Source organism: Streptomyces showdoensis (assembly GCF_039535475.1).
Lineage (GTDB): Bacteria > Actinomycetota > Actinomycetes > Streptomycetales > Streptomycetaceae > Streptomyces > Streptomyces showdoensis.
This window is the reverse complement of sequence record NZ_BAAAXG010000026.1, coordinates 836,641-853,110: the sequence shown is the minus strand read 5'-3', so window position 1 is coordinate 853,110 and position 16,470 is coordinate 836,641. Positions and strand designations below refer to the sequence as shown.

Here is a 16,470-nt window from a genome sequence, read left to right as displayed (position 1 = left end):
CCTACGGGACCAGCACCAGCCGGCCGCGCAGGCCGCCCTCCGCGAGCCGGCGGTGGGCCCGGGCCGCCTCCGCGAGGGGGAGGGTTCCGGCCAGCCGCGGGGTGAGGGTCCCGGCGTCGGCGAGGGCCGCCAGGCGGGCCAGGCCGGCCGGGTCGGCCCGGACCCAGACCGGGAGGACCCGGATGCCCCGCAGGGGGAACGGGGCGCCGCCCGCGACCAGGGCCGCGAAGGCGCCGCCGGTGCGGACGGCGTCCAGCGCGGCGGCCCCGAGGACGGCGCCGTCCAGGGCCGCGGCCACGCCGCCGGGGACCAGGGCGCGGACCGCCTCGCCGAGGCGCGGGGCGTCGGCGGGCACGAAGAGCTCGGCGCCCAGGCTCCGTACCGGTGCCTCGTCCGCCGGACGGGCCGTCGCCAGGACCCGCAGGCCGCGTGCGGCGGCCAGCTGCACCGCGTAGCCGCCGACCGCGCCCGCCGCGCCCGTGACCAGCACCGTCTCGCCCGCGGGCAGGGCGAGGGCGTCCAGCGCCTGGAGCGCGGTGAGCCCGGCCAGCGGCAGGGTCGCGGCGGCCTCGGGGGCGAGCCGGGCGGGGGCCGGGGCGACCGCGTGGGCGTCCAGCACCACGTACTCCGCCTGGGTGCCGAGCGGCACGTCCAGCCGGTCGTTCATGCCGATGACCCGGTCGCCGGGGCCGAGCCCGGCGACCCCCGGGCCGGTCTCCTCGACGACGCCGGCGACGTCCCAGCCGAGGCCGGTGCGGCCCCGGCCGGCCATCAGGCCCGCCTCGGCGAGGGCGCCCGAGCGGGTGGCGAGGTCGACCGGGTGGACCGTGGCGGCCTCGACCCTGATCCGGACCCTGCCGGGTCCCGCCGGGGGCACGGGGACCTCGGCGATCCGCAGGACCTCGGGGCCGCCGAAGGAGTCGATGACGAGAGCGCGCATGGCGGGGGCCTTCCCTGGGGGAGCGGTGACGCTGACCCGACGAACCTAGGGAGAGCTACTCTCCGTCGGGAAGTACGTACCCAGGAGTGCGTACCGCACCGGAAGGAGCGCGCCCATGGGCACCCGTACCGCCGCCGAACGCCGCGAGGAGAGCCGGCGCGCCTATGACGCGTATCTCGCCGAGTGCCCCGCCCGGCAGCTCCTCGACCGGCTCTCCGACAAGTGGGTCACGCTGCTCCTGAACGCCCTCGCGGACGGCCCGCGCCGCTACGCCGAGCTGGGGCGCAGGGTCGCCGGGGTCAGCCAGAAGATGCTCACGCAGACCCTGCGGGGCCTGGAGCGGGACGGTCTGGTGGCGCGTACGGTGACGCCGTCCGTGCCCGTGCGGGTGGACTACGCCCTGACCCCGCTCGGCGTGAGCCTGCTGCCGGTGGTGCGGGCGGTCAAGGACTGGGCGGACGGGCACATCGAGGAGGTCGTCTCGGCGCGCGAGGCGTACGACGCCGGCGCCGACGCGTTTTGACCCGCTCGGGGGAGCCCGGGTACGCTTCTGCTTTGTTATGCGTATTGGCTCCGTCGTTCTCACGCGAAGGGCCGTTCCGCAAGTTCCCTGGAGCAGTTACCAGTGGCTCGCATACGGGCAGTGATCCCGGCAGTGCAGGCCCCAGCTGCATGATCGCTTCAGGTGTGTCTGGACTCCATCCACTGAAGAAGCGAAGGCTACGAAGTGCGTACGTACAGCCCCAAGCCCGGCGATGTCACTCGCCAGTGGCACATCATCGACGCGCAGGACATCGTCCTGGGTCGTCTGGCGACCACGGCTGCGAACCTCCTGCGAGGCAAGCACAAGCCGGTTTACGCCCCCCACATGGACATGGGCGACTTCGTCATCATCATCAACGCCGACAAGGTTCACCTGTCCGGCAACAAGAAGACCCAGAAGATGGCGTACCGCCACTCTGGCTACCCGGGTGGTCTGCGCTCCGTCCGCTACGACGAGCTGCTGGACAAGAACCCCGAGAAGGCCGTCGAGAAGGCCATCAAGGGCATGATCCCCAAGAACTCCCTGGGCCGTCAGATGATCTCGAAGCTGAAGGTCTACGCGGGCGAGAACCACCCGCACGCTGCCCAGCAGCCGGTTCCGTTCGAGATCACCCAGGTCGCGCAGTAGTTCCGGCCACACCCCCTAAGAACGAAAGAAATCTGAGGAGCATCGTGGCCGAGACCACCCCCGAGACCCCCGTCGACGAGTTCGAGGGCGTCGAGGAGTACACCACCGAGACCGAGATCGTCGAGGGTGACTACACCTCCGAGTCCCTCGCGTCCCGCTTCGGCGACCCGCAGCCGGCCGCCGGCCTGGGCCGTCGCAAGAACGCCATCGCCCGCGTCCGGATCGTTCCGGGCACCGGCAAGTGGAAGATCAACGGGCGTACGCTCGAGGACTACTTCCCGAACAAGGTCCACCAGCAGGAAGTCAACGAGCCCTTCAAGGTGCTCGAGCTCGACAACCGCTACGACGTCATCGCCCGCATCGCGGGTGGCGGTGTCTCCGGCCAGGCCGGCGCCCTGCGCCTCGGCGTGGCCCGTGCGCTGAACGAGGCGGACGTCGAGAACAACCGCCCGGCGCTGAAGAAGGCCGGCTTCCTCTCCCGCGACGACCGTGCGGTCGAGCGCAAGAAGGCCGGTCTCAAGAAGGCCCGTAAGGCTCCGCAGTACAGCAAGCGTTAATCGCCTGCTCGGTCTGCTTGTCCGTACGCCCCGGCGGCACTGTCCGTGCTGCCGGGGCGTACGGCTTTTTCACACCTTGGTTTCATAATCTTGGGGCAGGACCCCGGACACCCTGGGCACGTACATTCGGAGGACAGCTGTGGGACGACTCTTCGGCACGGACGGGGTCCGCGGTGTGGCCAACGCCGACCTGACGGCGGAGCTGGCGCTCGGCCTGTCGGTCGCGGCCGCGCACGTGCTCGCCGAGGCGGGCACCTTCGAGGGCCACCGGCCGACGGCCGTGGTCGGCCGTGACCCGCGTGCCTCGGGAGAGTTCCTGGAGGCCGCCGTCGTCGCCGGTCTCGCCAGCGCGGGCGTGGACGTCCTGCGCGTCGGCGTGCTGCCGACCCCCGCCGTGGCGTACCTCACCGGCGCCCTCGGCGCCGATCTCGGCGTGATGCTCTCGGCCTCGCACAACGCCATGCCCGACAACGGCATCAAGTTCTTCGCGCGCGGCGGCCACAAGCTGGCCGACGAGCTGGAGGACCGGATCGAGTCCGTGTACGAGGAGCACCGCACCGGCGCCCCCTGGGACCGTCCGACCGGCTCGGGCGTCGGCCGGGTTCGCGACTACGACGAGGGCTTCGACAAGTACGTCGCCCACCTCATCGCCGTCCTCCCCAACCGGCTCGACGGGCTGAAGATCGTCCTCGACGAGGCGCACGGCGCCGCGGCCCGCGTCTCGCCCGAGGCCTTCTCCCGGGCCGGCGCCACCGTCGTCACCATCGGCGCCGAGCCGGACGGCCTCAACATCAACGACGGCTGCGGCTCCACCCACCTGGGGCTGCTGAAGGCCGCCGTCGTCGAGCACGGCGCCGACCTCGGCATCGCGCACGACGGCGACGCCGACCGCTGCCTGGCCGTGGACGGCGCCGGCAACGAGGTCGACGGCGACCAGATCCTCGCCGTGCTCGCCCTCGCCATGCGCGAGGCCGGAACGCTGCGCGGCGACACCGTCGTCGGCACCGTCATGTCGAACCTCGGCTTCAAGCTGGCCATGGAGCGCGAGGGCCTCGCCCTCGTCCAGACCGCGGTCGGCGACCGCTACGTCCTGGAGTCCATGAAGGAGCACGGCTACGCCCTCGGCGGCGAGCAGTCCGGCCACGTCATCGTGCTCGACCACGCCACCACCGGCGACGGGACCCTCACCGGCCTGATGCTGGCCGCCCGGGTCACCGCCACCGGAAAGTCCCTCGCCGAGCTCGCCGCCGTGATGGAGCGGCTGCCGCAGGTCCTGGTCAACGTGCCGGACGTGGACAAGTCCCGGGTCGGCACCTCGGCCGAGCTGGCCAACGCCGTCGCCGAGGCCGAGCGCGAGCTGGGCTCCACCGGCCGCGTGCTGCTGCGCCCCTCGGGCACCGAGCCGCTGGTGCGGGTCATGGTCGAGGCGGCCGACATCGAGCAGGCGCGCTCGGTGGCCGGACGCCTCGCGGACGTCGTGAAGTCGGCCCTCGGCCAGACCGGCTGACGACCCGTCCGGCTGACGCGCGGTCCGCCTGACGGACCGTCGCCGTCGCACGGGATCCGCCCCGCCGGCCCCCTTCCCCGTACCGGGAAGGGGGCCGGCCCCGTGTCAGCGGGAGCCGTTGCCGCCCGGTCCGTCGGCGCCCTTGCCCTTGCGGGTCCACTGGCCGCGCTGCGTGCGCCACAGCAGCACCTGCCCGAACAGCGTCACCGTGCCCGCGAGGATGATGCCGGTCAGGTTGAGCAGCAGCTGCTCGACCGAGCCCCACATCTGGGAGTACTGCCCGTAGCTGAGCGCCACGGCCGCGTTGGCGGCGGCCGGCACGGTCGTCACGGAGATCGCGACGCCGATCAGCGCGCCCGACTTCGTCGAGGTCAGCGAGAGCGTGCCCGCCGCGCCCGCGAGGAGGGCGACGACGAAGGAGAACGGGTCCGGCTTCCAGATGAAGCCGGTGTTCAGGCGCGGCGCGTCGAGCTGCTCCACGCTGAACAGGCCGAGCGCGTCCATCCCCAGGCTGAAGACGGTCGTCGCGACGATGGCCGCCGCGAAGCCGACGATCAGGGCGTACGAGGAGCGCAGCACCAGCTTCGCGGAGCGCCGCACGATCCCGGTGCAGATGCCGGCCAGCGGGCCGAACTCCGGGCCGACGGCCATCGCGCCCACGATCAGGATCGCGTTGTCGAGGACCACACCGCAGGCCGCGATCATCGTCGCCAGGATCATGAACGCGCTGTAGGTGATGGTGAGGGTCGACTCCTCGTGGGTGGCGTCGGTCAGCTGCTCCCAGACGACCGCGTCCGCGGCCTGGCCGGGGGCTTCCTCCTCGGCCGCCGTGGCGCGCCGGGACAGCGAGAGGTCGATGTCGTCGACGGCGATCGACCCGTCCTGGTCGATCCTCAGGTCCCGCATGCCGTTGAGGAGTTCGTGCCCCGCCTCGCGGGCCACGTCGCACATCACGACGTCCCCGGCCGGTTCGCGGGCGGCGCCCGGCAGGACCACCACGTGGGTGGTGCCCACCGTGCGGTCGATGAGGGCGACGGCCGCCTCCGTCCGGTCGGGCGGAACGATCATCCGTAGGTGCAGCATCCTCAGAGCTTACGGAGGCTCAGCCGCTGCACCTTGTGATCGGGGCCCTTGCGCACCACGAGCGTCGCGCGGCCGCGGGTGGGGGCCACGTTCTCCAGCAGGTTCACCTTGTTGATGGTCCGCCACATCGTGCGGGCGTAGTCCAGGGCCTCCTCCTCGGAGACCGTCGTCCAGCGCCGGAAGTACGAGGACGGGTCCTGGAAGGCGGTGTCGCGCAGCTTGCGGAAGCGGTTGAGGTACCAGCGCTCGATGTCCTCCGGCCGCGCGTCCACGTAGACCGAGAAGTCGAAGTAGTCGGCGAGGCCGACCCGGGTGCGGCCGTCCTTGCCGGGCAGGGCCGGCTGGAGGACGTTCAGCCCCTCGACGATGAGGATGTCCGGGCGGCGCACGACGAGCCGCTCGCCGGGCACCCGGTCGTAGATCAGGTGCGAGTAGACGGGCGCGGTGACCTCCTCCTTGCCCGCCTTGATGTCCGCCACGAACCGGGTCAGCGCCCGCCGGTCGTACGACTCGGGGAAGCCCTTCCGGGACATCAGCCCGCGGGCCCTGAGCTCCTCCATCGGGTAGAGGAACCCGTCGGTGGTCACCAGCTCCACCCGCGGGTGCTCGGGCCAGCGCGCGAGCAGCGCCTGGAGCAGGCGGGCCACCGTCGACTTCCCGACCGCCACCGAGCCGGCGACCCCTATGACGAAGGGGGTGCCGCGCTGCTCGGCCCGCTCCCCGAGGAAGGTGTTCAGCGCCCCGCGCAGCCCGCTGGTGGCCTGCACGTACAGGTTGAGGAGCCGCGACAGCGGCAGGTAGACGTCCCGCACCTCGTCGAGGTCGATGACGTCCCCGAGTCCGCGCAGCCGCTCGACCTCCTCGGCGGACAGCGGCAGCGGCGTCTTGTCCCGCAGCGCGCTCCACTCGGCCCGAGTGAGATCGACGTACGGCGTCGGCTCGGCCCCCCGCCTGGCTCCGTTGCCGGCGGGACCGTTCGGGCTTCGTGGCGGCGAAGTGATCACCCCGCCATTGTCGTGGCTGCGGGGCGATCGTGGGCCGTGGGGTGGGTCACGCGCGCGACGGCTTGTGGGGTAAGGGGCCGGGCCGTGATCATTCGGTCATGCGCATGTCTGTACGTACCGCCCTCACCGCCGCCACCGCCGCCTCCCTGGCCCTGCTCCTCACCGCCTGTGGAGGGGACTCCGGCGACGGCAAGCCGAAGGGGGACAACGACGCCTCCGCCTCCGCCGCCGCCAAGCCCGACGTCAAGGCGCTGACCGCGGCCGAGCTGGAGAGGCTGGTCGTCGCGCAGGCGGACCTCAAGGGCTACCTGGTGAAGAAGACGGACGCCGCGGACGTCGCGAACACCGGCGACGTCGGGGCCGACAAGGCGGCCTGCGAGCCGCTGGCCGAGGCCCTGTCCGCGGTGTCCACCGGCACCCCGGGGGCCAGCGTGCAGCGCAAGGCCGTCCAGGCGAAGAAGGGGACCGGGGCCTCCCCGGAGGACATCATGGGCGCGCTCGGCGCCCCGGCCACCGCGGTCACGCTCGGCTCGTACGCGGGGGAGGGCGCCCAGCAGGCGTTCGCCTCGCTCAAGGCCGCCGGGGACGCCTGCGGCGAGGGGTTCACCGTCAGCGCCAGCGGCGAGAAGACCAAGGTCGTCAAGGTGACGCCGGAGCCGCTGACCGCGGGCGACGAGGCGCTGGCCTTCACCGTGATCAGCCAGATGGAGGGCAAGCCCTTCATGAGCACGCTGGCCGTCTTCCGCAAGGGCAACAACCTGGCCACCTTCTCCACGATCAGCCTCACCGGCAAGGTCAAGACGCTGCCGCAGGACGTCGTCGACGCGCAGGCGGCCAAGCTGCGCTGAGTCCGGACGGCGGGGGCCGTCGGGTCGTAGGCTGCGCGGTATGTGCGGAATCGTGGGCTACGTAGGCGGACAGTCGGCACTCGACGTCGTCATCGCCGGCCTCAAGAGGCTCGAATACCGGGGCTACGACTCGGCCGGGGTCGCGGTGCTCTCCGACGGGGGGCTCGCCGCGGCCAAGAAGGCCGGCAAGCTGGTCAATCTGGAGAAGGAGCTGGTGGACCGCCCGCTGTCGAGCGGCTCCACCGGCATCGGCCACACCCGCTGGGCCACCCACGGCGGGCCCACCGACGCCAACGCGCACCCGCACCTCGACAACGCGGGCCGCGTCGCCGTCGTCCACAACGGCATCATCGAGAACTTCGCCGTCCTGCGGGCCGAGCTGGCCGACCGCGGCCACCGGCTGACCTCCGAGACGGACACCGAGGTCGTGGCCCATCTGCTCGCCGAGGAGTTCTCCTCCGTCGGCGACCTCGCCGAGGCCATGCGGCTGGTGTGCCGGCGGCTCGACGGGGCGTTCACCCTGGTCGCCGTCCACGCCGACCAGCCGGACGTCGTGGTCGGCGCCCGCCGCAACTCCCCGCTGGTCGTCGGCGTCGGCGAGGGCGAGAACTTCCTCGCCTCCGACGTCTCCGCCTTCATCGCCCACACCCGCTCGGCCGTCGAGCTCGGCCAGGACCAGGTCGTGGAGCTCACCCGCGAGGCCGTCACCGTCACCGACTTCGACGGGGCCCCCGCCGAGGTGCGGGCGTTCCACGTCGACTGGGACGCCTCCGCCGCCGAGAAGGGCGGCTACGCCTCCTTCATGCTCAAGGAGATCGCCGAGCAGCCGAAGGCCGTCGCCGACACCCTGCTCGGCCGGATCGACGCCGAGGGGCGGCTGCGCCTCGACGAGGTGCGCATCCCCGACGCGGTGCTCCGCGAGGCCGACAAGATCGTCATCATCGCCTGCGGCACCGCCTTCCACGCCGGGCTCATCGCCAAGTACGCGATCGAGCACTGGACCCGGATCCCCTGCGAGGTGGAGCTGGCCAGCGAGTTCCGCTACCGGGACCCGATCCTCGGGCAGCGCACCCTGGTCATCGCGATCTCCCAGTCCGGCGAGACCATGGACACCCTGATGGCGCTGCGGCACGCCCGCGAGCAGGGCGCCAAGGTGCTGGCCGTGTGCAACACCAACGGCGCGACCATCCCGCGGGAGTCGGACGCCGTCCTCTACACGCACGCCGGGCCCGAGGTCGCCGTCGCCTCCACCAAGGCCTTCCTGACCCAGCTCGTCGCCTGCTACCTGCTCGCGCTCTACCTCGGCCAGGTGCGCGGCACCCAGTGGGGCGACGAGATCCACGCCGTCGTCCGCGAGCTGGCCCGGATCGCCGACGAGGTCGAGCGGGTCCTGGAGACCATGGAGCCGGTCCGGGCCCTCGCGCGGTCCCTGGCCGACAAGGACACGGTGCTCTTCCTCGGCCGGCACGTCGGCTACCCGGTGGCCCTCGAAGGCGCGCTGAAGCTGAAGGAACTCGCGTACATGCACGCGGAGGGCTTCGCGGCGGGCGAGCTCAAGCACGGCCCGATCGCCCTGATCGAGCACGACCTGCCGGTGGTGGTGGTCGTGCCCTCGCCGCGCGGCCGGTCCGTGCTGCACGACAAGATCGTCTCCAACATCCAGGAGATCCGGGCGCGCGGGGCCCGGACGATCGTGATCGCCGAGGAGGGCGACGAGGCCGTCGTGCCGTACGCCGACCACCTCATCCGCATCCCCGCGACGCCTACGCTGCTCCAGCCGCTGGTCTCCGCCGTGCCGCTCCAGGTCTTCGCCTGCGAACTGGCCACGGCCCGGGGCAACGAGGTGGACCAGCCGCGCAACCTGGCCAAATCCGTGACGGTGGAGTGAGTGGACAGATGATCATCGGGGTGGGGATCGACGTGGCGGAGATCGACCGGTTCGCCGCGTCGATCGAACGGACGCCGGGGCTGCTGCAGCGCCTCTTCGTCGAGCGCGAGCTGCTGCTGCCGAGCGGGGAGCGGCGGGGGACCGCCTCGCTGGCGGTCCGCTTCGCCGCCAAGGAGGCCGTCGCGAAGGCGCTCGGCGCCCCGGCGGGGCTGCACTGGACGGACGCCGAGGTGTACGTCGAGGACACCGGGCAGCCGCGGCTGCGGGTGCGCGGGACGGTGGCCGCGCGGGCGGCCGAGCTCGGGGTGCGGCACTGGCACGTGTCCCTCAGTCACGACGCGGGCGTGGCCTCGGCCGTGGTGATCGCGGAGGGCTAGGCCCTGTCTTCCGGATGAGGCCGGGCCCGGTCCGGGCCCTGGCTTCCGGATCATGCCGGAGATGGCTCGGGCCGCCCTCCCGCGGGACCGGCCCGAGGGTGGCGGGCGGCGCGCGGAGCGGAGAGGGTGGGTGCCATGCGTACCGCTTACCGCGTGGAGACCGTACGGGCCGCCGAGGCCGAACTGATGGCCCGGCTGCCGGAGGGCGCCCTCATGCAGCGGGCCGCGGCCGGGCTCGCCGCCGCCTGCCGCACGCTGCTGCCCCGGGTGTACGGGGCCCGGGTGGTGCTCCTCGTCGGGAGCGGCGACAACGGGGGCGACGCCCTCTACGCCGGGGCCCGGCTCGCCCGGCGCGGGGCCGGGGTGGCGGCCGTCCTGCTCGGGGCGCGGGCCCACGAGGGCGGGCTCGCCGCCCTGCGCGCGGCGGGCGGCCGGGTCGTCGGCGAGCACGACGACCCCTACGAGGTGCTGGCCGTCGCCGACCTCGTCCTCGACGGGATCACCGGGATCGGCGGGCGGGGCGGGCTGCGGCCCGACGCCGTACCGGTCGCCCGGGCGGCGCGCGGCTCCGACGCGGTCGTCGTCGCCGTCGACCTGCCGAGCGGGGTCGACGCGGACACCGGCGAGGTGACCGGGGAGGCGCTGCGGGCCGACGCGACCGTCACCTTCGGCACGTACAAGCCGGGTCTGCTCGTCGACCCGGCGCGGGAGTACGCGGGCGCGTTGCGGCTCGTCGACATCGGGCTCGGCGCCTCCCTGCCCTCGGTCCCCGAGCTGGAGGCGCTCCAGCACGAGGACCTGGCGCGGATGCTGCCGGTGCCGGGGGCCGAGAGCGACAAGTACCGGCGCGGGGTCGTCGGCCTCGTCGCCGGCTCCGCCCGCTACCCGGGCGCCGCCGTCCTCGCCGTCGAGGGCGCGCTGCGCGGCGGCGCGGGCGCGGTCCGGTACGTGGGGCCGGCCGGCGACGCGGTGATCGCCGCCCGCCCCGAGACGCTCGTGCACGCGGGGGCCCCCGGCGAAGGCGGGCCGGGTCCAGGCCTGGGTCGTCGGGCCCGGCCTCGGCGACGGGCCGGGCGTGCCGGAGGTGCTGGCGACGGACGTCCCGGTCCTGGTCGACGCCGACGGCCTGCGCGACCTGTCCCCGGAGGCGGTGCGGGCCCGGGGCGCCGCCACCCTGCTCACCCCGCACGCGGGCGAGGCGGCGGCGCTGCTCGGCGTCTCCCGGGAGGAGGTCGAGGCGGGCCGGCTCGCGGCCGTCCGCGCCCTGGCGGCCCGGTTCGGCGCGACGGTGCTGCTGAAGGGCTCGACGACGCTGGTGTGCGGGGCGGGCGGCACCGGCCCGGTCCGGGTGAACCCGACGGGCACGTCCTGGCTCGCCACGGCGGGCAGCGGCGACGTCCTGTCCGGCCTCGCGGGCTCCCTCCTGGCCGCGGGCCTGCCCGCGCCGGACGCGGCCTCCGCCGCCGCCTACCTCCACGGCCTCGCGGCCCGCCGGGCCGCCCGGGGCGCGCCGGTGTCCGCCGGCGACGTGGCGGCGGCGCTGCCGGGGGCCTGGCGGGACGTGACGGGCGGCTGAGCGGGGCGTCCACGCGGGGGAGCCCCCCCCGGGCCCGCCAGTCGGCGGAACGTGTTGGTCCGCAGGGGGCGCAGCGCAGGCGGCCGGGGGCGGGGCGGCGTGGGATGGGCGGGTGATCAGATGGAGAAGAGGACGCCGCCGCGGCGTCGCCGTGCTGGTGCTCGCCCTGGCCCTCGTACCCCCGCCGCTCGCCCTCGCCGACGGTCCCGGGCCCGCCGAGCCCTTGCTGCCGGGCGGGGTCGGGGCCGCGCGGGCCGAGTACCCGATGGACACGCCCGACCAGGTGCTGCCGCCGCTCCCGCCGGACGGGGAGGTGCCGGTGCCGGTGCCCGAGGCGGAGGTGGACGAGCTCGTCGAGTACCTGCCGCGCAGCGCCGTCGGGGCCTCCTGCACCGCGAGGACGGGGCCCCACCAGCGACGGGTCGAACGGCTGCTGCGGCTGAAGGCGGACGGGAAGCAGTCCGCGGCGGACTGCAGGGCGATCCGGGCGTTCCAGCGCCGGGAGAAGATCAAACCGGCCGTCGGCTACGCCGGTCCCGTCACCTGGGGCCGGGCCGAGCTGCTCGCCGCCCGCGGGAACCCCAACGCCGCAGGGAGGTGCCCGGTGCGCGCGTACACCGTGGCCTGCGTCGACCTCGACCGCGAGCTGATGTGGGTGCAGAAGGGGAAGAAGGTCACGTACGCGGTGGTGAACGTGCGCAGCGGGCGGCCCGGGTACCGGACCAGGACCGGCTGGCACGAGGTCTACTGGCGGCACAAGGACCACTGGTCGTCCATCTACGACACGCCCATGCCGTACGCCCAGTTCTTCAGCGGCGGCCAGGCCTTCCACGCCGTCTACGGGCAGATCGCCACGCCCGGCGGGAGCCGCGGCTGCGTGAATCTGGGCCACGCCGACGCCAAGCGGCTGTGGGGTGCGCTGCGCAAGGGTGACCGGGTCTACGTCTGGGGCAAGCGGCCGGAAGGGTGAGGCGGGCCGGGGACCTGAGAGACTGGGCGGCGATGACTGAGACACCACAGCCCCGCCGAGCCCGCGCCGAGATCGACCTCGGTGCGCTGCGTGCGAACGTCCGCACGCTGCGCGCCAGGGTCGATCCGCACGTTCAGATCATGGCCGTGGTCAAGGCCGACGCGTACGGGCACGGCGCCCTGCGCTGCGCCCGGGCCGCCGTCGAGGCGGGGGCGACCTGGGTCGGGACGGCGACACCGCAGGAGGCGCTGGCGCTGCGGGCGGCCGGTCTGCTGGACGTGCGGATCATGTGCTGGCTGTGGACGCCGGGCGACCCGTGGGCGGAGGGCATCGAGGCCGGGCTCGACATGTCGGTGAGCGGCCTGTGGGCGCTGACCGAGGTCGTGGAGGCGGCCCGGGAGACCGGCCGCCGGGCGCGGATCCAGCTCAAGGCCGACACCGGGCTCGGCCGCAACGGCTGCCAGCCCGCGGACTGGCCGGAGCTCGTCACCGAGGCGCTCAAGGCCGAGGCGCAGGGGCTGGTCAAGGTGACCGGGCTCTGGTCGCACTTCGCCTGCGCGGACGAGCCGGGGCACCCGTCGATCGCCGCCCAGCTCGACGTGTTCCGCACCATGCTGGACTTCGCCGAGAAGGCCGGGGTCGAGCCCGAGGTGCGGCACATCGCCAACTCGCCCGCCACCCTGACCCTGCCCGAGGCGCACTTCGACCTGGTCCGGCCGGGCATCGCCATGTACGGCGTCTCGCCCGCGCCCGAGGTCGGCACCTCCGCCGAGCTGGGGCTGCGGCCGGTGATGAGCCTCAAGGCGAGTGTCGCCCTGGTCAAGGACGTGCCGGGCGGGCACGGGGTGTCCTACGGGCACCACTACGTGACCTCCGGCGACACCACCCTCGGCCTTGTCCCGCTGGGGTACGCGGACGGGATCCCGCGGCACGCCTCCGGGCGCGGTCCGGTGCTCGTCGACGGCCGGGTCCGTACGGTGGCCGGGCGGGTCGCCATGGACCAGTTCGTCGTGGACCTCGGCGGCGACCGGCCCGCGCCCGGCACCGAGGCGGTGCTCTTCGGACCCGGCGACCGGGGCGAGCCGACGGCCCAGGACTGGGCCGACGCGGCCGACACCATCGCGTACGAGATCGTCACCCGGATCGGCGCGCGCGTCCCGCGCGTCTACCTGGGCGAGTAACGAGGGGGAGGGCGGTCGTGGGCGACGAGACCTGGCGGCGGGCCGGCTGGGCCGGTGCCGCGATCGGCGTGCTCGCGGCCGGGGCCGCCGCCGGCGTCGCGGTCGAGCGGCTGACCGTCGGGCGTTCGGTACGGGAGAAGGCCCGGCTGGCGCTGGACGCCGAGGGCCCCTACGGGGCGCTGCGCTCCGCCCCGGGCTGGGCGGTGGCCGACGACTCCACCCGCCTCTACTTCGAGGTCGACGAGGTCGAGGGCGACGCGCCCGCGCCGCGCAGGCGGCGGCTCTTCGGGCGGAAGGCGCCCGCGCCCGTCACCGTCGTCTTCAGCCACGGCTACTGCCTCAACCAGGACTCCTGGCACTTCCAGCGGGCCGCCCTGCGGGGTCTGGTCCGCACCGTCTACTGGGACCAGCGCAGCCACGGGCGGTCCGGCCGCGGGGTCGAGCAGGCGGGGCCGGACGGGGTGCCGGTCTCCATCGACCGGCTGGGCGAGGACCTCAAGGCCGTGCTCGACGCCGCCGCGCCCGAGGGCCCGCTGGTCCTGGTCGGGCACTCCATGGGCGGCATGACGATGATGGCGCTGGCCGACCGGTACCCGGAGCTGGTGCGCGAGCGGGTGGTCGGCGCGGCCTTCGTGGGGACCTCGGCCGGGCGGCTGGGCGAGATCAGCTACGGGCTGCCGATCGCCGGGGTCAACGCCGTGCGCCGGGTGCTGCCCGGGGTGCTGCGGGCGCTCGGCTCGCAGGCGGAGCTGGTGGAGCGCGGCCGGCGGGCCACCGCCGACCTCTTCGCCGGGCTGATCAAGAAGTACTCCTTCTCCTCGAAGGACGTGGACCCGGCGGTCGTCCGGTTCGCGGAGCGGATGATCGAGTCGACCCCGATCGACGTGGTCGCCGAGTTCTACCCGGCCTTCGTCGAGCACGACAAGACGGCGGCGCTGGCGGCCTTCCGCGAGCTGCCCGTGCTGGCGCTGGCCGGCGACCGCGACCTGGTCACGCCCGGCTCGCACACCGAGGCCATCGCCGACCTGCTGCCGGAGGCGGAGCTGGTGATCGTGCCGGACGCCGGGCACCTGGTGATGCTGGAGCACCCCGAGGCGGTCACCGACCGGCTCGCCGACCTCCTCGGGAGGGTGGGAGCGGTCGCCGTCGGCGGCCGGCCCGTCGGCGGGTAGGTAAGTTGGCGGCCATGGACACTCCGCACATCCAGGCCACCCTCGACATCGACTCGCCCGAGCGCATGCAGGAGCTCGGCCGCCGGCTCGCGAAACTGCTGCGCCCCGGCGACCTCGTGATGCTCACCGGCGAGCTCGGCGCGGGGAAGACCACGCTCACCCGCGGGCTCGGCGAGGGCCTGGGCGTCCGCGGGGCGGTGACCTCGCCGACCTTCGTCATCGCGCGCGTGCACCCCTCGCTGGTCGGCGGCCCGGCGCTGGTCCACGTCGACGCGTACCGCCTGGGCGGCGGCCTCGACGAGATGGAGGACCTGGACCTCGACGTGTCGCTGCCGGACTCGGTCGTGGTGGTCGAGTGGGGCGACGGCAAGGTCGAGGAGCTCGCGGACGACCGGCTGCACGTGCTGATCCACCGGGTGGTCGGGACCCCCGGGACCCCGGAGAACGCCGAGAACGCCGAAGAAGCGGCGGACGACCGGCGGACCGTGGTGCTGAACGGGATCGGCGCCCGCTGGGCCGAGGAGGACCTGCTGCTGGGCTGAACGTACGTAGGTTCCGACAACGTGTCGGGAAAATGTTGCGTCAGTGCTCCGCGCCGTGGTCACATGGAATCACGAGCTGGTTAGGTGTACCTAACCTACGGGAGGCATTCATGGCGACGCCGGAGCACGCCGCACGGATGGACCGCACCGCGGACAGCGTCTCGATGAGAGACCTGCTGGCCTCCTGCGCCGCGGCCAGCGCCGTGTCGACCCCGCCGCGCGAGCCCGTGGCACCGGACGAGCCGGAGCAGCGCGCGGCCGCGGCCCACGACGAGGCCGCGTAGGCCCCGCGGGAGCGGGCCCCGGCTACGCGACGACGACGACCTTCTGGCCGATCACCGCGAAGGTCCACAGCGCGTCGCCGTCCGCCCGCTTCATCCGCACGCCGCCGGTCTTCTTCGACGGGTCCGGCTTCGGCGTCGAGCCGTCCACCGCCGCGCTGAAGCCGATCGACACGTCCTGGACGGTCGCGAAGCGCACCACGTGCTCGATCGCCACGCCGTCCGAGCCGCGCACCGCGCCCGAGCGCGAGGTCACCGCGTACGCGCCGGGCGGCGGCGAGACCGTGCTGGGCATCACCGAGAAGGTGTGGGTGACCTGGTTCTTCTCGTCCACCAGCCACACCCGGCGGTCGGCCAGGGCGTAGACCACCCGCTCGCCGGTACCGGAGCCCGCGGGCAGCGCCAGCGGGTCCTTCCGGGGCTTCGGGGTGTTGCTCGCGGTGGCCGCGGGGGCCGAGCTCGGCGCCTGCGGCTTGGCCGCCAGTTCGGCGGGCGAGGGCGCGACGGCCTGGGCCTGGTAGGCGAGGAAGCCGATCACGGCCACCGCGGCCGCGGTGAGCCCGGCCACGAATCCCGAGCTGCTCCTTGCCACCGTGCGCCCACCTTCTGTCGTACGTACGTATCGGTGCCTGACCGTAGCAGCCGCCGCCCGGTGCGGGCGGGGCGCCGTACGCCGGACACGCCCTGCGCTCCGGCGCCGTAGGCTGTTCGCGTGCTCTTGCTCGCCATGGATACCGCCACCCCCGCCGTCACCGTCGCCCTGCACGACGGGGACTCCGTCGTCGCCGCGTCGAGCCAGGTCGACGCCCGCCGGCACGGGGAGCTGCTACTGCCCGCCGTCGACCGGGTCCTGAAGGAGGCCGGGCTGAAGCTGGACGCGGTGACCGGCATCGTGGTCGGCGTCGGCCCCGGCCCGTACACCGGTCTGCGCGTCGGCCTGGTCACCGCCGCCTCCTTCTCCTCCGCGCTCGGGGTGCCGGTGCACGGCCTGTGCACCCTGGACGGGCTCGCGTACGCCTCCGGGATCGAGGAGCCGTTCGCCGTCGCGACGGACGCGCGCCGCAAGGAGGTCTACTGGGCCCGCTACGCCGACGCCCGCACCCGCGTGACCGACGCCGCCGTCGACCGGCCCGCCGAGATCGCCGGGCAGCTCGCCGGACTGCCCGTGGTCGGCGCCGGCGCCCGGCTGTACCCGGAGGCGTTCCCCGACGCCCGCGACCCCGAGCACCAGTCCGCCGCCGCGCTCGCCGCCCTCGCGGCCGAGCGGCTCGCCGCGGGCGGGGGCGGCTTCCTCGACCCGCGGCCGATGTACCTGCGCCGCCCCGACGCGCAGGTGCCCAAGAACTACAAGGTGGTCACGCCGAAGTGAGCGG

The 16,470-nt window shown here is 74.1% G+C and carries 17 protein-coding genes and 1 pseudogene; 14 read left to right on the top strand and 4 right to left on the bottom strand.

The window, feature by feature from the left end:
• Nucleotide 1 precedes the first annotated feature (1 nt).
• Nucleotides 2–940 carry an NADP-dependent oxidoreductase gene (locus tag ABD981_RS16400; RefSeq protein WP_046908259.1) on the bottom strand — a complete coding sequence of 313 codons (939 nt, stop codon included), beginning with the start codon at nucleotides 938–940 and terminating at the stop codon, nucleotides 2–4.
• Between the two features lie 115 nt (nucleotides 941–1,055).
• Here ABD981_RS16400 and ABD981_RS16395 point away from each other — a divergent pair, with 115 nt between their 5' ends.
• The 4 genes from ABD981_RS16395 (at nucleotide 1,056) to glmM (ending at nucleotide 4,175) form a co-directional block, all read left to right on the top strand.
• Nucleotides 1,056–1,463 (top strand): winged helix-turn-helix transcriptional regulator, encoded by a 408-nt coding sequence (locus ABD981_RS16395; RefSeq protein WP_046908260.1) that lies wholly within the window; start codon nucleotides 1,056–1,058, stop codon nucleotides 1,461–1,463.
• 204 nt (nucleotides 1,464–1,667) lie between these two features.
• Entirely contained in the window at nucleotides 1,668–2,111 is a 444-nt protein-coding gene (gene rplM, locus ABD981_RS16390; protein WP_046908261.1) for a 50S ribosomal protein L13, read from the top strand.
• A 44-nt stretch (nucleotides 2,112–2,155) separates the two neighbouring features.
• Complete coding sequence (gene rpsI, locus ABD981_RS16385; RefSeq protein ID WP_030750225.1) at nucleotides 2,156–2,668, top strand: 30S ribosomal protein S9; 513 nt, start codon at nucleotides 2,156–2,158, stop codon at nucleotides 2,666–2,668.
• Nucleotides 2,669–2,807: 139 nt separating this feature from the next.
• Nucleotides 2,808–4,175, top strand: coding sequence for a phosphoglucosamine mutase (glmM, locus tag ABD981_RS16380; RefSeq protein ID WP_046908262.1), 1,368 nt, complete (start codon nucleotides 2,808–2,810; stop codon nucleotides 4,173–4,175).
• Nucleotides 4,176–4,280: 105 nt separating this feature from the next.
• Here the strand turns inward: glmM and ABD981_RS16375 are convergent, their stop codons facing one another.
• Nucleotides 4,281–5,258: a DUF389 domain-containing protein gene (locus ABD981_RS16375; protein ID WP_046908263.1), complete on the bottom strand. Its 978-nt coding sequence runs from the start codon at nucleotides 5,256–5,258 to the stop codon at nucleotides 4,281–4,283.
• Between the two features lie 2 nt (nucleotides 5,259–5,260).
• Complete coding sequence (coaA, locus tag ABD981_RS16370) at nucleotides 5,261–6,262, bottom strand: type I pantothenate kinase (RefSeq protein WP_046908264.1); 1,002 nt, start codon at nucleotides 6,260–6,262, stop codon at nucleotides 5,261–5,263.
• 104 nt (nucleotides 6,263–6,366) lie between these two features.
• Between coaA and ABD981_RS16365 the strand changes: the two genes are divergently transcribed.
• The 9 genes and pseudogenes from ABD981_RS16365 (at nucleotide 6,367) to ABD981_RS16325 (ending at nucleotide 15,100) form a co-directional block, all read left to right on the top strand.
• Nucleotides 6,367–7,110, top strand: a complete 744-nt coding sequence (locus tag ABD981_RS16365; RefSeq protein ID WP_240495257.1) for a hypothetical protein — start codon at nucleotides 6,367–6,369, stop codon at nucleotides 7,108–7,110.
• A 40-nt stretch (nucleotides 7,111–7,150) separates the two neighbouring features.
• On the top strand, nucleotides 7,151–8,998 hold the full coding sequence (glmS, locus tag ABD981_RS16360; RefSeq protein ID WP_046908266.1) for a glutamine--fructose-6-phosphate transaminase (isomerizing): 1,848 nt from the start codon (nucleotides 7,151–7,153) through the stop codon (nucleotides 8,996–8,998).
• Nucleotides 8,999–9,006: 8 nt separating this feature from the next.
• The gene (locus ABD981_RS16355; protein WP_046908267.1) at nucleotides 9,007–9,375 is read left to right on the top strand and encodes a holo-ACP synthase; all 369 of its coding nucleotides are present in this window, start codon (nucleotides 9,007–9,009) and stop codon (nucleotides 9,373–9,375) included.
• Between the two features lie 135 nt (nucleotides 9,376–9,510).
• Nucleotides 9,511–10,951 (top strand): annotated as a pseudogene (locus tag ABD981_RS16350) (NAD(P)H-hydrate dehydratase).
• Nucleotides 10,952–11,063: 112 nt separating this feature from the next.
• Nucleotides 11,064–11,921 (top strand): L,D-transpeptidase family protein, encoded by an 858-nt coding sequence (locus ABD981_RS16345; protein WP_240495258.1) that lies wholly within the window; start codon nucleotides 11,064–11,066, stop codon nucleotides 11,919–11,921.
• Between the two features lie 32 nt (nucleotides 11,922–11,953).
• On the top strand, nucleotides 11,954–13,102 hold the full coding sequence (alr, locus tag ABD981_RS16340; RefSeq protein ID WP_046908270.1) for an alanine racemase: 1,149 nt from the start codon (nucleotides 11,954–11,956) through the stop codon (nucleotides 13,100–13,102).
• Nucleotides 13,103–13,119: 17 nt separating this feature from the next.
• The gene (locus ABD981_RS16335) at nucleotides 13,120–14,274 is read left to right on the top strand and encodes an alpha/beta fold hydrolase (protein ID WP_046908271.1); all 1,155 of its coding nucleotides are present in this window, start codon (nucleotides 13,120–13,122) and stop codon (nucleotides 14,272–14,274) included.
• A 14-nt stretch (nucleotides 14,275–14,288) separates the two neighbouring features.
• Nucleotides 14,289–14,816, top strand: a complete 528-nt coding sequence (tsaE, locus tag ABD981_RS16330; protein ID WP_046908272.1) for a tRNA (adenosine(37)-N6)-threonylcarbamoyltransferase complex ATPase subunit type 1 TsaE — start codon at nucleotides 14,289–14,291, stop codon at nucleotides 14,814–14,816.
• 110 nt (nucleotides 14,817–14,926) lie between these two features.
• Nucleotides 14,927–15,100 carry a hypothetical protein gene (locus ABD981_RS16325; protein ID WP_165590939.1) on the top strand — a complete coding sequence of 58 codons (174 nt, stop codon included), beginning with the start codon at nucleotides 14,927–14,929 and terminating at the stop codon, nucleotides 15,098–15,100.
• 22 nt (nucleotides 15,101–15,122) lie between these two features.
• Here ABD981_RS16325 and ABD981_RS16320 read toward each other — a convergent pair whose 3' ends face one another.
• A complete protein-coding gene (locus ABD981_RS16320; protein ID WP_123954536.1) occupies nucleotides 15,123–15,689 on the bottom strand; it encodes a L,D-transpeptidase in 567 nt (188 codons plus the stop codon).
• 120 nt (nucleotides 15,690–15,809) lie between these two features.
• Between ABD981_RS16320 and tsaB the strand changes: the two genes are divergently transcribed.
• Entirely contained in the window at nucleotides 15,810–16,466 is a 657-nt protein-coding gene (tsaB, locus tag ABD981_RS16315; RefSeq protein WP_046908274.1) for a tRNA (adenosine(37)-N6)-threonylcarbamoyltransferase complex dimerization subunit type 1 TsaB, read from the top strand.
• Nucleotides 16,467–16,470 lie beyond the last annotated feature (4 nt).

Coding starts and splice junctions, on each gene's coding strand:
- ABD981_RS16400 (WP_046908259.1), bottom strand. CDS start 940: ATGCGCGCTCTCGTCATCGACTCCTTCGGCGGCCCCGAGGTCCTGCGG.
- ABD981_RS16395 (WP_046908260.1), top strand. CDS start 1,056: ATGGGCACCCGTACCGCCGCCGAACGCCGCGAGGAGAGCCGGCGCGCC.
- ABD981_RS16375 (WP_046908263.1), bottom strand. CDS start 5,258: ATGCTGCACCTACGGATGATCGTTCCGCCCGACCGGACGGAGGCGGCC.
- ABD981_RS16365 (WP_240495257.1), top strand. CDS start 6,367: ATGTCTGTACGTACCGCCCTCACCGCCGCCACCGCCGCCTCCCTGGCC.
- glmS (WP_046908266.1), top strand. CDS start 7,151: ATGTGCGGAATCGTGGGCTACGTAGGCGGACAGTCGGCACTCGACGTC.
- ABD981_RS16355 (WP_046908267.1), top strand. CDS start 9,007: ATGATCATCGGGGTGGGGATCGACGTGGCGGAGATCGACCGGTTCGCC.
- alr (WP_046908270.1), top strand. CDS start 11,954: ATGACTGAGACACCACAGCCCCGCCGAGCCCGCGCCGAGATCGACCTC.
- tsaE (WP_046908272.1), top strand. CDS start 14,289: ATGGACACTCCGCACATCCAGGCCACCCTCGACATCGACTCGCCCGAG.
- ABD981_RS16325 (WP_165590939.1), top strand. CDS start 14,927: ATGGCGACGCCGGAGCACGCCGCACGGATGGACCGCACCGCGGACAGC.